Genomic DNA, 13,295 nt, shown 5'->3' on the forward strand with positions numbered 1-13,295 from the left:
CGATGGAAAAATGTATGAACTCGTTTCGAGCGCGCGGGTGGACCTGTGCGGTGTGGATGCTGGCGCTGGTTGCCGTCCTGCCGGTCCAGGCCGAGACCGGCGTCACTGACACAGCTATCAGCATAGGGCAGACGGCGGTCTTCAGCGGGCCGGTGGCGGCGACCGGCAACAACTACCGGCGCGGCATCGAGCTTTACTTCGAGCAGGTCAACAGGGCCGGCGGTGTGCATGGGCGCAAGCTGGCGCTGACCGCGCTGGACGACGCCTACGATCCCAAACGCACGGTCGAAAATACCCGGCGTTTGATCGAAAAGGACCAGGTGTTTGCGCTGATCGGTTACGTGGCCACGGCCAACCTGATCGCGGCCATACCGATTGCCGAGGAAGCCAAAGTTCCGCTGTTTGCGCCGCTGGTGGGGACAAGCTCGATTCGCCTCAAACACAGCCGCTACCTCTTTCATGTGCGCGCCAGCTACAAGGCCGAGCTAGCGCGTATCACGCAGCAACTGGCTGTGGTGGGTAATGACAAGGTGGCCGTGGTTTACCAGGACAGTGTGTTCGGCAAGTCCAATCTGGACACCTTGCTCGAACTTGCCAAGGCGGAAAAGCTGCAGGTCGTCAAAACCATTCCCATGGCGATTGAGGCGAGCAGCGCCCAGGACATCGCGGCGCAGATCAAGCAGGCCTCGGCCAACGTCATCATCATGATCATGGCCGGCAAGATGTCGGAAGTCCTGATCCGGGATGTGCGCGCCGCCGGCCTGGGTGCGCCGCTGTACACCATCTCGGTGGGCCTGGCCGATGCCAAGGCCTCGGCCACGCGTTTGAACGGCGCCTTGCGTGGTGTCATCACGGCCAGCATCGTGCCGTCGCCAACCCTGGAGCGTTATGCCATCGTCAAGGAATACCGCAAGGCACTGGGTGCGTCGGCAGGATCTGGCGACAACTACACCGTGCTGGAAGGTTATATTGCGGCCAAGGCCTTTGTCGAAGGTTTGCGTCGTGCCGGGCGCCAACTGACCCGCGAGAACTTTGTCGCGGCACTGGAAGGATTTGGCAGTCTGGATCTGGGCGACTTCCGGGTGGACTATGGCCCGAAAAACCACAATGGCTCCAACTTCGTGGAGCTCGAGATGTACACCGCCAGCGGTAGTCTGATCCGATGACACCCCCCCAGGTCGTGACCCTGCACGTCAACCAGGTGGAACACACGCTGGCCGTTTCTGCAGAGGCCTCCTTGCTGGGCGTGTTGCGCAACGACCTGGAACTCAACAGTCCCAAATACGGTTGTGGCCTGGGCGAGTGTGGCGCCTGTACCGTGCTGGTGGATGGGGTTGCGGCACGCGCCTGCGTGATCCCGGCTTGCGGTGTGGCCGGCCGGAGAATCACCACGCTGGAAGGCCTGGGATCACGTGCCGCGCTGCACCCGGTTCAACAAGCATTTATTGACGAGCAGGCCGCCCAGTGCGGCTATTGTCTGAGCGGCATGATCATGATGACCACGGCGCTGCTGGCGCGCAACCCCGATCCGGATGAGGGCGAGATACGCCGCGAGTTGTCGGGCAATTTATGCCGCTGCGGCACCCATCTCGAAATTGTGAAGGCCGTGCAGCGCGCGGCGGTGTTGATGCGGCAAGCCCGTTCTCTTGGGAGCCAGCCATGAGCCGCCGCGCGGACACGCCGCTCACACGGGCCGACTTTCATGCGGCGATGGGGGTATTACTCGTGACGCGCGAGCCGCCGCCCGCGCCGCCTCCGTTCAAGGGCCAGCCTGCTCTGGTGAGTGGCAATCCGCAGGAGGGTGTTGAAATCCTGATTGCCGTGTGGGACGACGGCAGCGTGACGGCCCTCAATGGCCATGTGGACCTGGGCACCGGCATACGCACGGCGCTGAGTCAGATCGTGGCCGAGGAACTGGATGTGGCGCTGGAGCGCGTCAACATGGTTCTCGGCGACACCACACGTGCGCCCAACCAGGGCGCGACGATTGCCAGTGCGTCGATACAGATTCATTCGGTGCCGCTACGGGCGGCGGCGGCGCAGGCCCGCGCGTGGCTGCTGGCCCGCGCTGCCATGCATCTGCAAGTGGACGTCGCCCTGCTGGGTGTGCGTGATGGCATGGTCAGCGTGAAAGGTGACGAGGCCCGATCCATCGCTTATGGGCCTTTGCTGGCACAGCAACAGGTGGCGCTTTCCCTGGCGCTGAATACGCCGCTCAAGGCGCCGGAAGAGCACCGGATTGTCGGGACCAGCACCGCCCGTGTGGACATCCCCGCCAAGGCCACCGGCGAGTTGACCTTTGTGCACGACATGCGGGTGCCGGGCATGTTGCATGGCCGTGTCGTGCGACCACCATATGCGGGTGCGGACCACGGTGATTTCATCGGCAACACGCTGGAGGCGGTGGACGAGTCGTCGATTGCACATATCCCGGGCATACGCGCCGTGGTGGTGATTCGCGATTTTGTTGGCATTGTCGCGGAGCGTGAGGAGGAGGCCGAACAGGCGCTACGCGAATTACGCGTCTTGTGGAAACCCTGGCCGGGGCTGACCAATCTGGACGACCTGGCGCAGGCCATACGCGCCAACCCGTCGACGCAGCGCAAGCTGGTTGACGAAGGCGACGTCGATGCCGCGCTGGCAGGCGCGGCGCAGCCCATGGCGCGCCACTATGTCTGGCCCTACCAGATGCACGGCTCCATCGGGCCATCCTGTGCGGTGGCCGACTGGCGCGCCGACCACATGACGGTGTGGGCCGGAAGCCAGAACCCGCACGTGTTGCGCGCCGACTTGTCACGCCTGATCGGCCTGGCCGATGTGGACATCAATGTGATCCGTATGGAAGCTGCCGGTTGTTACGGACGCAACTGCGCCGACGATGTGGCCGCGGATGCCGCCTTGTTGTCGCGTGCCGTGGGCGCGCCTGTGCGTGTGCAGCTGACACGCGAGCAGGAACATGCCTGGGAGCCCAAGGGTGCGGCGCAACTCATGGAAGTCCAGGGCGGGCTGAACGCAGACGGCTCCGTCGCGGCCTATGACTTTCAGACCTCGTATCCGTCCAACGGCGCGCCCATGCTGGCCTTGCTGCTCACGCGTACCATAGAGCCGCTGGCGCAAGCCTACGAAATGGGTGACCGCACGGCTCGCCCGCCCTACGATTACGACAACCTGCGTGTCACCGTCAACGACATGGCGCCCATGCTGCGTGCCTCCTGGTTGCGGGGTGTCTCGGCGCTGCCCAATTCATTTGCACACGAGTCCTACATTGATGAGCTGGCCACGGCGGCGGGGGTTGACCCGGTGGAGTTTCGCCTGCGTTACCTGACGGAGCCGCGGGCCGCCGAACTGGTTCGGACGACGGCGGACCGCGCCGGCTGGCAGGTGCATACCGGTCCGCAACAGCAGCGCCCGCAAGCGGGCGAGCCCACGGACATCGTGCAGGGCCAGGGCGTGGCTTACGCACGTTATATGCACAGCAAATGGCCGGGTTATGGCGCCGCCTGGGCGGCCTGGGTGGCCGATGTGGAAGTCAACCGGAAAACCGGCGAGGTGCATGTCAAACGTGTGGTGGTGGGGCATGACGCTGGCACCCTGATCAATCCGGCCGGTGTGCAGCACCAGATCCACGGCAATGTGATGCAGACCACCAGCCGCGCCCTGACCGAGCAGGTGCAACTGAACCCGCAAACCAATACCGTGGCCAGTCTGGAGTGGGGCAGTTATCCCATTTTGAATTTCAGGGATGTGCCGGTGATCGAGGTTGTGACCATGGCGCGTCCCGGCGAGCCACCGCTGGGCGCCGGCGAGTCTTCGTCTGTGCCCGGTACGGCGGCCATCGCCAATGCGATTTTTGATGCCACCGGTGTGCGTTTTCGCCAGCCGCCGTTTACGCCTGAGGTGGTGCGAGCGGCGCTCAACCCGGTGCCGGAACAGGAAGCGACACGTCTGCCGGGACCCGCGCGGAGGCCGGCGCGATTGCCAGAAAAGGCGGTCTGGCCGCGAGGTCTGGGCCGCTGGTCCCGAACCGGCGCCTTGCTGACCGGCGTGTTTGGCCTGGCGGCGGCCCTGCTGGGCTGGCGGCCGGCGATTGCGCCCGTGGTGCAGGGCGGTGCGTCGATTTACACGGCGGCCACGCTGGAGCGCGGTCGCCAACTCGCGGCCGCGGGTGATTGTGTGGTCTGCCATACCGCGCCGGGAGGTATCCCCAATGCCGGCGGCCGGGCCATGGACACACCTTTTGGCCAGATAGTGAGCACCAACCTCACGCCCGATGCGACCACTGGCATAGGCTTGTGGTCGTTCAGTGCTTTTCAGCGCGCCATGCGTGAAGGCATCTCGCGCGACGGCCATCACCTGTACCCGGCTTTTCCTTACACCGCCTTTGCCAAAACCAGCGACGAGGACCTGACCGCGCTGTACGCCTACCTGATGGCCCAGCCGGCCGTGCGTTCAGAACTACCGGCGACGAAGCTGGCCTTTCCCTACAGCGTGCGGCCCCTGATGGCCGCCTGGAACGCGATGTTCCACGACCCCACGCCGTACCAGGCCAACCCGACCCAGACGGTGGAGTGGAACCGCGGCGCCTACCTGGTCAATGGCCTGGGCCATTGCGGCGCCTGCCACACGCCGCGCAACGCCTTTGGCGCCGAGCGCAGTGGCAAAGCCTTTTTGAGCGGTGCCATGGTGGATGGCTGGGAGGCGCCGGCGTTGACCGCACTCTCGCGCTCACCCGTGCCCTGGACCGGCGACGCACTGTATAGCTACCTACGCAAAGGCCACTCGCCGCAACACGGCATGGCGGCTGGCCCCATGGGGCCGGTGGTCAAGGAGTTGGGTGCGCTGCCGGACCAGGATATCCGGGCCATGGCCACTTATCTGGCGTCGTACAACGAGCCTGTGTCCGAGGCGGAAAGTGCCGAACGCGCCAGGCAAGTGGTCCTGTCCGCGCAGCAGTCCTTCACCGGTTTGCCGGGCCCGGGCCAGCGCCTGTTCAACGGCGCTTGTGCCTCCTGCCACCACGACGGCGACGGGCCGCGCCTGCTGGGCGTGAACACACCGCTGGCGCTCAACAGCAATCTGCACAGCGAGCGGCCCGACAACTTGATCCGTGTGATCCTCGGCGGCATCCGTGCTCCTGCGACCACAGACCTCGGGTTCATGCCGGCCTTCCGCCACAGCCTGAACGATGAACAGATCGAGTCACTGGCCACTTACATGCGCAGCCGTTATGCGCCGGGCGAGCCGGCGTGGCGCGACTTGAAGAGCAGTATTTCTCGCTTGCGCGACGCCGCGGACGAACATTAAGCCCGCCAGGCTTAGCGCCTGGCGGGGGTCTTAACTCGCGGTGTAAGCGGTCTTGACGATGGTGAAAAATTCGGCGGCATAACGGCCTTGTTCACGTGGCCCGTAGCTGGAGCCTTTGCGGCCGCCAAACGGCACGTGGTAGTCCACACCCGCCGTGGGTGCATTGACCATCACCATGCCGGCCTGGGCGAAACGTTTGAAGTGGGTCGCGTGTTTCAGCGAGGTGGTGCACAAGCCGGCCGACAGACCGAACTCCGTGTCGTTGGCCAGCGTCAGCGCGTGTTCGTAGTTGTCGGCGGCGATCACACAAGCCACCGGGCCAAAAATTTCTTCACGGGCGATACGCATGGACGCGTCGGCGTCGACAAACAGCGCGGGCTCAAAATAAAACCCGTGGGTCTCGCGCTGGAGCGCCACACCGCCGTGGACCAGACGTGCGCCTTCCTGTTGGCCGATCTGCACATAAGACAAATCCTGCGCCAGTTGGGACGCATCCACCACCGGGCCGATGTCGGTGTCCGGTTTTCTCGCGTCACCCACACGCAAGGCGCGCAGCTGTGTGGTCAAGGCGTCCACAAATTGCGGCAGGATGGTTTTTTCAACAATCAGCCGGCTGGACGCGGTGCAACGTTGCCCGGTCGAATAATAAGAACCCTGGATTGCGCAATTCACGGCGGTCTGCAGATCGGCGTCGGCCAGAACAATCAGTGGATTTTTTCCACCCATTTCCAGCTGCACCTTGGCCAGGCGGCTGGTGGCCGCGCCCATCACTTGGCGGCCCACGCCGGCGGAGCCGGTGAAGGTGATGGCATCGATGTCGGGATGGTTGATCATGGTCTGGCCGACCCGGCTGCCGGGGCCCATGACCAGGTTGAACACGCCCTCGGGCAGACCCGCCCGGCTGATGATCTCGGCCAACGCCCAGGCGGAGCCCGGCACCAGGTCGGCCGGTTTGAAGACCACACAATTGCCGTAAGCCAGCGCCGGCGCAATTTTCCAGGCCGGGATGGCAATCGGAAAATTCCAGGGCGTGATGATGCCTATCACCCCCAATGGCTCGCGTGTGACTTCCACATACAGGCCAGGCCGTACCGAGGGCAGGCGTTCGCCGCTTTGGCGCAAAACCTCGCCGGCGAAAAACCGGAAAATCTGTCCGGCGCGGGCAACCTCGCCAATCGCCTCGGGCAGTGACTTGCCTTCTTCACGCGCCAGCAGGTTGCCCAACTCGTCCTTGCGCAGCAGCAGTTCGGCGGCGATTTTTTCGAGTGCCGCGGCGCGTGCCTCGATGGAGCCGGTGGACCAGGCGGGAAAAGCCTGGCGTGCGGCGGCAATCGCGGTTTCGGTCTGCAACACGTCGGCGTGGGCGTAGTCGTCCAGCACATCACTGGTGTCCGAGGGGTTGATGTTGGGTTTGGCGCTGGCGCCAGCCACCCATTCGCCGGCAATGTAGTTGCGTTTCATGCTGCAGAGTCCTGTCGAAAAAACCTCAGCCTTGGCTGAGGAGGAGTGTCAAAGCGCGGGCACCGTGCCCAGCCACTGCGCCAACACCTCGTCCGTGTGTTGGCCCAACATAGGCGGCGGTGAGTGATAACTGACCGGTGAGCCGGAGAGGCGAATTGGGTTGGCCACCAGCGGCACAGTGCCCGCCAGCGGATGGTCCAGGGTGATGTGCAGACCGCGCGCTTGCACCTGCGGGTCGGCAAACACCTCGTCGATGCGGTTGATCGGACCACAAGGCACACCGGCGGCTTCCAGCGCGGTTATCCAGTCGCTAGAGGGGCGCATCACTGTCGCCTGGCGCAGCAGCGGCACCAACACGGCGCGGTTGGCCACACGCTGGGCGTTGCTTGAAAAACGCGCGTCGGCCGACCATTCCGGGTGGCCGGCCACCGCGCAGAACTTCGCGAACTGGCCGTCATTGCCCACCGCCAGGATGATGTCGCCATCGGCTGTCGGAAAGTCCTGGTAAGGCACGATGTTAGGGTGGGCATTGCCCATGCGGCGTGGCACCAACTGACCGGCCAGGTAGTTGGAGGCCTGGTTGGCCAGACACGCAATTTGCACGTCGAGCAAAGCCAGATCGATGTGTTGGCCCAGACCGGATTTTTCGCGTTCGGCCAAAGCGGCTTGCACGGCAATCGTGGCGTAAAGGCCGGTCATGATGTCGGTCAGCGCTACGCCAACCTTCTGTGGCCCGGCGCCCGGCTCGCCGTCGGGCTGGCCGGTCACACTCATCAGCCCGCCCATGCCCTGGATCAGAAAGTCGTAACCCGCACGCGCCGCGTAAGGGCCGGTCTGGCCAAAACCGGTGATGGAGCAATACACCAGGCGCGAGTTGCTTTCTTTGAGACTCGCGTAGTCCAGCCCGTAACGCTTGAGCCCGCCCAGCTTGAAGTTCTCCAGCACCACGTCGGCCTGTTGCGCCAGCGCGCGTATCTGCGCCTGGCCCTCGGGTGTGGCGATGTCGATGGCGACCGAACGTTTGTTGCGGTTGGCACACAAAAAATACGTGGCTTCGCTGGTGTCCCGGCCCGAGGCGTCTTTCAGGTAGGGCGGTCCCCAGGAACGTGTGTCGTCACCGCTCCCGGGTTTTTCGACCTTGACCACATCGGCGCCCAGGTCGGCCAGCATCTGGCCGGCCCAGGGCCCGGCCAGCACACGCGACAAATCCAGCACCCGAATACCGGTCAGCGGCGGCGGGCGAACAGCAGTCGTGTTCATCGGCTTCAGGAGAAAGCGGCGATGCCGGTGATGGCGCGGCCTATGATCAGCGCGTGCACATCGTGTGTACCTTCGTAGGTGTTGACCACTTCCAGGTTGACCAGGTGGCGTGCCACGCCGAACTCGTCGCTGATGCCGTTGCCACCCAGCATGTCACGCGCCATGCGGGCGATGTCCAACGCCTTGCCGCAGGAATTGCGTTTCATGATGGAGGTGATTTCGACCGCGGCCGTGCCTTCGTCCTTCATGCGTCCCAGGCGCAAGCAGCCTTGCAGACCGAGTGCGATTTCGGTTTCCATGTCGGCGAGTTTTTTCTGGATCAGCTGGTTGGCGGCCAGGGGGCGGCCAAACTGTTTGCGGTCCATGGTGTACTGGCGGGCTTTTTCGAAGCAGTCCTCGGCCGCACCCAGGGCGCCCCAGGCGATGCCATAACGTGCGGAGTTCAGGCAGGTGAACGGGCCTTTGAGGCCGCGCACGTCGGGGAAAGCGTTTTCTTCAGGACAGAACACCGCGTCCATGACAATTTCGCCGGTGACCGATGCACGCAGACCGACCTTGCTGTGGATGGCCGGGGCGCTCAGGCCCTTGCTGCCCTTGTCCAGGATAAAGCCGCGGATCGTGCCTTCGTCGTCCTTGGCCCAGACCAGGAACACGTCGGCGATCGGGCTGTTGGTGATCCACATCTTGCTGCCGGTCAGCGCGTAGCCACCGGCCACCTTGCGGGCGCGTGTGATCATGCTGCCGGGGTCAGAGCCGTGGTTGGGTTCGGTCAGGCCGAAGCAGCCAATCCATTCGCCGGTGGCCAACTTGGGCAGGTATTTCTGCTTTTGCGCTTCGCTGCCGAACTCGTTGATAGGCACCATGACCAGCGAGGACTGCACACTCATCATGGAGCGGTAACCGGAGTCGACACGTTCCACTTCACGCGCGACCAGGCCGTAACACACGTAGTTCAGGCCGGCGCCGCCGTAGGCTTCGGGAATGGTGGCGCCCAGCAGGCCCAGCTCACCCATCTCGCGAAAGATGGCGACGTCGGTGCGTTCGTGGCGAAAGGCTTCAAGCACGCGTGGCGCCAGACGCTCCTGGCAATAACTGCGTGCGGAGTCACGCACCATACGTTCTTCGTCGCTTAATTGCTGGTCCAGCAGCAAAGGGTCGGCCCAGTGGAAGCTGGCTTTTTTCAGGGAAGTGCTCATGGGTAAATCTCCAGGGGGTGTGGGGAACGCACTGTGTGCGAAAATCGCAACTCAGGCCTTGAGGGAATCACAAGATTTCCAGAGCATACGACTAGCTGAGGCCTGGACGCAAGCCATTATTTGGAACATGTTTGTGCGAAAATAGAACTCCAAGATCGGAAGGCCCAGCCCCATGCGACGCAAAATCCCCTCGACCACGGCCCTGGCACTGTTTGAGTCGGCGGCGCGCCACCAGAGTTTCACCCAGGCGGCGGAGGAACACTCGGTAACACAAAGCGCGGTTTGCCGGCAGATCGCCGGCCTGGAAGATTTTCTGAGCGTCAAGCTGTTCCGGCGCACCAAACGCGGTGTGCTGCTGACCGACGCCGGTGCCAACTACGCCCGCAATGTGCGCGCCCGCCTGGACGATGTCGAACGCGACACCCTGCAGATGATGGCCAAGGGCGGCGCCGGCGGTGCGCTGGAGCTGGGCATTGTGCCGACCTTTGCCGCCAAATGGCTGGTGCCACGCCTGGGCGCTTTTCACCGCCTGCACCCCGACATCACGGTGCACCTGTCGTCCCGTACACGGCCTTTTTTGTTTGCCGATACGGCCCTGGACGCGGCGATTTGTGCCGTGGAGGCGGGCTGGTCTGGCACCGAGTCCTGTTTCCTGATGGACGAAAGCATCGTGGCCGTGGGCAGCCCGGCGCTGGTTAAACCCCGCCGCACGCTGAAGGCGGCGGATTTTGCCAGCCTGCCGCTGCTGCAGATGAGCACCCGGCCCTATGCCTGGCGCCAATGGTTTGCGTCGCTGGGCCTGTCGGTCGAGAACGACCTGGCCGGTGCCCGCATGGAGCTGTTTTCCATCACCACCGAGGCCGCCATCCATGGCCAGGGCCTGGCCCTGATCCCGCGCTTTTTGATTGAAGACGATTTGCAGCAGGGGCGCCTGGTCCAGCTGATTCCGCATGAGTTTTCCAGCGACCGGCGTTATTACCTGATCTACCCGAACAAAAATCGGACAACCCCGTGCTGGCGCTGTTTCGGGCCTGGCTGGACGAGGAGGCGACGCGTTACCGCGAGACGGTGGGGACGGTGGCCCGCGTGCCGCGGGTTGCCTAGTCCCGGCCCGGGCGTGGCATGGGGCGGGGTGGCCGGGTCGGCGGGCTGGTGTCAGGGCTGAACTGGCGGTTGTCCTGCACCGCGGCGCGGCCCTGTTCCCGCCGGTTCTGCGCCTGCTCGCGCAAGGCGCGCTGGCCCAACGACTCCTGGCTTTGCTGCTGCCGCCAATCATCCTGGCGTGTCAATTCGCGTTGCTGCTGAATTTGCGCGCGCCGCAGTTGCTGCTGTTCGCGCCAGGCTTGCTCCTGGTCGCTGAGCCCGGGGCCGTCGGGTACATAAGTGCCGTTGCGCTGCGCCTGCTCTCGCAAGGCGCGCTGGCCGAGTGACTCCTGGCTTTGCCGGATTTGTTCGTCCTGCTGGCGTGTCAACTCACGCTGCTGGCGCATCTGTTGCTCGCGCTGCCATTGCCAGTTGTCCCTGTCGATGGCGTCGCGGTCCGGCGTTGCGCCTGAGCCGCTCCAGATTTCGGTCCGGTTGCTTGTGGTGGGAAACTGCGCCCAGGCGGGCAGGCCGACCAGCATCAGCAGGCTGGTGGCCAGCAACGCGGACAGGGGGCGTAAACAGAGGGGCAGCGTGATTGTGTTGTTCATCGGGTGTCTCCAGCGGATGGGAACAACGCTACTTTACGCAAAGCCGGGAAACACCGGTGCCGACTTTGCCTCTGGCGGTTTCCCTTCAGCGAGTGATTTGGATCATTTTTATATGAAGAATAGGTCTCTAGCCCTTATCCGACGGGCGCAATAAGCTATTGATTTGGTAGCAAATGAGCGACACTGCGCAATATGCGACGATGGCGTCCATGCAAAACTTTTGGCCTTCCAGCGGCTACAGCCAGCTCCAGCGCAACACGCGGGGCTGGTTGCTGCCCACCGACAACTACCTGCGCCTGTTCCTGGACCGCCCCGAGCTGGCCTTGCTGCCCGAGTCCTGCGCGGCCGAACAGGCTTTGCACGCCGCGCTGCGGGCAGCGCCCTCACGGGCTGTGGCGGATGCCGAGCTGCAGGCCATTGCGGACGGCGATGCGCGTGACAGTTATCGCCTGTTCCTGCTTTTTCGCGACGGCTTGTTGGCTGCCGGCACGCTGGAGGCTTATTACCTGGGTTTGTTTCGCGGCAAGGCCATCACCATCCCGCCGCTGTTCATCGACCTGCTGGCCCAGGCCATCCTGCGCCATCTGCTGGACGATGTGAACGACGCTTACGAAGTACGTGCCGCGGAACTCTTGTTTCGCAGCCAGCGCCTCTCCACGCAGGAGGGGCAGGTGCTGGCCGGCGACCGTGCCGTGATGGACATGTTGAACGAGACCGGCGGGCTGGGCGACTTCGGGCGTTTTCTGGCCGAAGCCAAAGCCCCGCTGCGAAGCATCGAGCTGCAGGTGCTTAGCGACCACAACATGCCCGACTACTGGCCGGCCAGCGACAAACATCACTTTCTGCTCGATCTGACCCACGAAGTCCACAACGACCTCAGCCACGGTCTGGTGTTCACCATGACGCGCGCGCGTTCCGGCTTGAGCGCGCTGGCCCGCGTGCTGGAAAAGTGGGTGCAACATTTCCTCGGTGTCGCCGTCAGCATCCGGCCGTTGCAAAAAATTGACGACGCAGCCTGGCGTTGGCACGTGGGGCTGGACGTGGAAGCCACGGCGCTGCTCAATGATTTGTACGAAGACCGGCCGGTCGAGGCCGAGCGCATGTCGCGCCTGCTGAGTTTGTTCCGGCTGGACTTTGCCAACCCGCAGGAGATGCGCGCCGACGTGGCCGGCAAACCGGTTTACCTGGGACTGATGATGACGGCCGACCAGGTCGTCAAACTCAAGCCGCAGAACCTGCTGCTGAGTTTGCCGCTGGCCGCAGCACGGCAGTAAGCCGCTGCCAAGCTAACGGCGAATAAAATGCGGGCTGCCAGGCGTTTTGCCCGTGCGCCTTTTTTTTTCATTGTTCCTCCGCCCTGCGCGCGGACCTTCCAGGTGATCCATCCATGTTTCGACAGCTTTCTTCTTTTGTGTTGCTCGCCCTCGCATTGACGGCGGGTGCGGCGCAGGCCCAGTCCTACCCGGCCAAACCGATACGCATGATCGTGCCTTTCCCACCGGGCGGCGGCACCGACATCCTGTCGCGGCTGGTGGCCAACAAACTCACCGAGGTCAGCAAGTGGACCGTGATTGCCGACAACCGCGCGGGTGCCGGCGGCACCATCGGTATTGCCGAAGCCGTGCGCGCTGCGCCCGCGGGTTACGACATGGTGATGGGCCAGAAAGACAACATGGTGGTCGCGCCCTGGCTGTACAAAAACCTCAGCTACGACCCGACCAAAGACCTGGTGGCCGTGGCCCATGTGGCCTACACGCCGGTGGTGATTGTCACCAGCACCAATTCGCGCTTCAAGTCGCTGACCGACGTGGTGGCCGCTGCCAAGGCCGCACCCGACGCCATCACCTATGGCTCGCCCGGCAACGGCACCACGATTCACCTGGCCGGCGAAATTTTCAAGACCGCCGCCAACATCAAGATCCGGCACATTCCCTACAAAGGCTCCAACGCCGCCCTGATGGACGTGCTGGCCGGCAATGTGGACCTGATGGTGTCGTCCCTGCCTTCGGCCATGGGCCAGATCAAGGCCGGCAAGCTGCGCCCGCTGGCCGTCACCTCGGCCCGCCGCAGCACCTCGCTGCCCGATGTGCCCACCGTGGCCGAGCTGGGTTACAAGGACTTTGACGTCAGCACCTGGTATGGCCTGTTCATGCCGGCCGCCACGCCCAAGGACATCGTCGCCACGGTGCATGCCGAGGTCAACAAGCTGCTGGCCACGCCGGAGATGAAGGCCGCCATCCATGCGCAGGGCGCCGAAACCCAGAACATGAGCGCCGAGCAGTTTTCAAATCTGCTCAAGACCGATTACCAGAAGTGGAAGGGTATTGTGCAGGCCTCCGGCGCGACGATTGAGTAAGGCTTAAGCGGTCGCTGGCGCGGA

Annotated in this window: 9 protein-coding genes and 1 pseudogene; 6 read left to right on the forward strand and 4 right to left on the reverse strand. The window is 63.9% G+C overall.

All coding sequences use genetic code 11. The annotated features are described in order from the left end of the window. Window positions 1-14 precede the first annotated feature (14 nt). The 3 genes from ACHMXK_RS03035 to ACHMXK_RS03045 are packed head-to-tail and all read left to right on the forward strand — an operon-like array spanning window position 15 to window position 5,304. Window positions 15-1,166 (forward strand): ABC transporter substrate-binding protein, encoded by a 1,152-nt coding sequence (locus ACHMXK_RS03035; RefSeq protein ID WP_397437569.1) that lies wholly within the window; start codon window positions 15-17, stop codon window positions 1,164-1,166. After that, the gene (locus tag ACHMXK_RS03040; RefSeq protein WP_397437571.1) at window positions 1,163-1,663 is read left to right on the forward strand and encodes a (2Fe-2S)-binding protein; all 501 of its coding nucleotides are present in this window, start codon (window positions 1,163-1,165) and stop codon (window positions 1,661-1,663) included. Before ACHMXK_RS03035 ends, ACHMXK_RS03040 begins: the two co-directional genes overlap by 4 nt. Next, entirely contained in the window at window positions 1,660-5,304 is a 3,645-nt protein-coding gene (locus ACHMXK_RS03045; protein ID WP_397437573.1) for a molybdopterin cofactor-binding domain-containing protein, read from the forward strand. The genes ACHMXK_RS03040 and ACHMXK_RS03045 overlap by 4 nt, the downstream gene beginning before the upstream one ends. A 30-nt stretch (window positions 5,305-5,334) precedes the next feature. On the opposite strand, the gene ACHMXK_RS03050 is transcribed toward ACHMXK_RS03045, so the two are convergent. From ACHMXK_RS03050 to ACHMXK_RS03060, 3 genes are read right to left on the reverse strand one after another with little or no spacing between them, the layout of a single operon-like run. Then, a complete protein-coding gene (locus ACHMXK_RS03050; protein ID WP_397437575.1) occupies window positions 5,335-6,765 on the reverse strand; it encodes an aldehyde dehydrogenase family protein in 1,431 nt (476 codons plus the stop codon). Window positions 6,766-6,813: 48 nt separating this feature from the next. After that, on the reverse strand, window positions 6,814-8,025 hold the full coding sequence (locus ACHMXK_RS03055) for a CaiB/BaiF CoA transferase family protein (protein ID WP_397437577.1): 1,212 nt from the start codon (window positions 8,023-8,025) through the stop codon (window positions 6,814-6,816). A 5-nt stretch (window positions 8,026-8,030) separates the two neighbouring features. Next, on the reverse strand, window positions 8,031-9,221 hold the full coding sequence (locus ACHMXK_RS03060) for an acyl-CoA dehydrogenase (RefSeq protein WP_397437578.1): 1,191 nt from the start codon (window positions 9,219-9,221) through the stop codon (window positions 8,031-8,033). A 172-nt stretch (window positions 9,222-9,393) separates the two neighbouring features. Here ACHMXK_RS03060 and ACHMXK_RS03065 point away from each other — a divergent pair. Next, window positions 9,394-10,325: pseudogene (locus ACHMXK_RS03065) on the forward strand (LysR substrate-binding domain-containing protein). Here the strand turns inward: ACHMXK_RS03065 and ACHMXK_RS03070 are convergent. Further along, window positions 10,322-10,915: a hypothetical protein gene (locus ACHMXK_RS03070; protein ID WP_397437580.1), complete on the reverse strand. Its 594-nt coding sequence runs from the start codon at window positions 10,913-10,915 to the stop codon at window positions 10,322-10,324. The pseudogene ACHMXK_RS03065 and the gene ACHMXK_RS03070 overlap by 4 nt on opposite strands. A gap of 173 nt (window positions 10,916-11,088) precedes the next feature. Between ACHMXK_RS03070 and ACHMXK_RS03075 the strand changes: the two genes are divergently transcribed. Together ACHMXK_RS03075 and ACHMXK_RS03080 are read left to right on the forward strand one after the other, a co-directional pair. After that, window positions 11,089-12,189, forward strand: a complete 1,101-nt coding sequence (locus tag ACHMXK_RS03075) for a DUF6352 family protein (RefSeq protein WP_397437582.1) — start codon at window positions 11,089-11,091, stop codon at window positions 12,187-12,189. A 113-nt stretch (window positions 12,190-12,302) separates the two neighbouring features. Beyond that, window positions 12,303-13,271: a Bug family tripartite tricarboxylate transporter substrate binding protein gene (locus ACHMXK_RS03080; protein ID WP_397437584.1), complete on the forward strand. Its 969-nt coding sequence runs from the start codon at window positions 12,303-12,305 to the stop codon at window positions 13,269-13,271. Window positions 13,272-13,295 lie beyond the last annotated feature (24 nt).

Source organism: Polaromonas sp. UC242_47, from assembly GCF_044452385.1.
Lineage (GTDB): Bacteria > Pseudomonadota > Gammaproteobacteria > Burkholderiales > Burkholderiaceae_C > Polaromonas.

Excerpts from the sequence above, each read along its gene's own strand:
- ACHMXK_RS03035 (WP_397437569.1), top strand. The coding sequence starts at position 15 with ATGAACTCGTTTCGAGCGCGCGGGTGGACCTGTGCGGTGTGGATGCTG.
- ACHMXK_RS03040 (WP_397437571.1), top strand. The coding sequence starts at position 1,163 with ATGACACCCCCCCAGGTCGTGACCCTGCACGTCAACCAGGTGGAACAC.
- ACHMXK_RS03045 (WP_397437573.1), top strand. The coding sequence starts at position 1,660 with ATGAGCCGCCGCGCGGACACGCCGCTCACACGGGCCGACTTTCATGCG.
- ACHMXK_RS03050 (WP_397437575.1), bottom strand. The coding sequence starts at position 6,765 with ATGAAACGCAACTACATTGCCGGCGAATGGGTGGCTGGCGCCAGCGCC.
- ACHMXK_RS03055 (WP_397437577.1), bottom strand. The coding sequence starts at position 8,025 with ATGAACACGACTGCTGTTCGCCCGCCGCCGCTGACCGGTATTCGGGTG.
- ACHMXK_RS03060 (WP_397437578.1), bottom strand. The coding sequence starts at position 9,221 with ATGAGCACTTCCCTGAAAAAAGCCAGCTTCCACTGGGCCGACCCTTTG.
- ACHMXK_RS03070 (WP_397437580.1), bottom strand. The coding sequence starts at position 10,915 with ATGAACAACACAATCACGCTGCCCCTCTGTTTACGCCCCCTGTCCGCG.
- ACHMXK_RS03075 (WP_397437582.1), top strand. The coding sequence starts at position 11,089 with ATGAGCGACACTGCGCAATATGCGACGATGGCGTCCATGCAAAACTTT.
- ACHMXK_RS03080 (WP_397437584.1), top strand. The coding sequence starts at position 12,303 with ATGTTTCGACAGCTTTCTTCTTTTGTGTTGCTCGCCCTCGCATTGACG.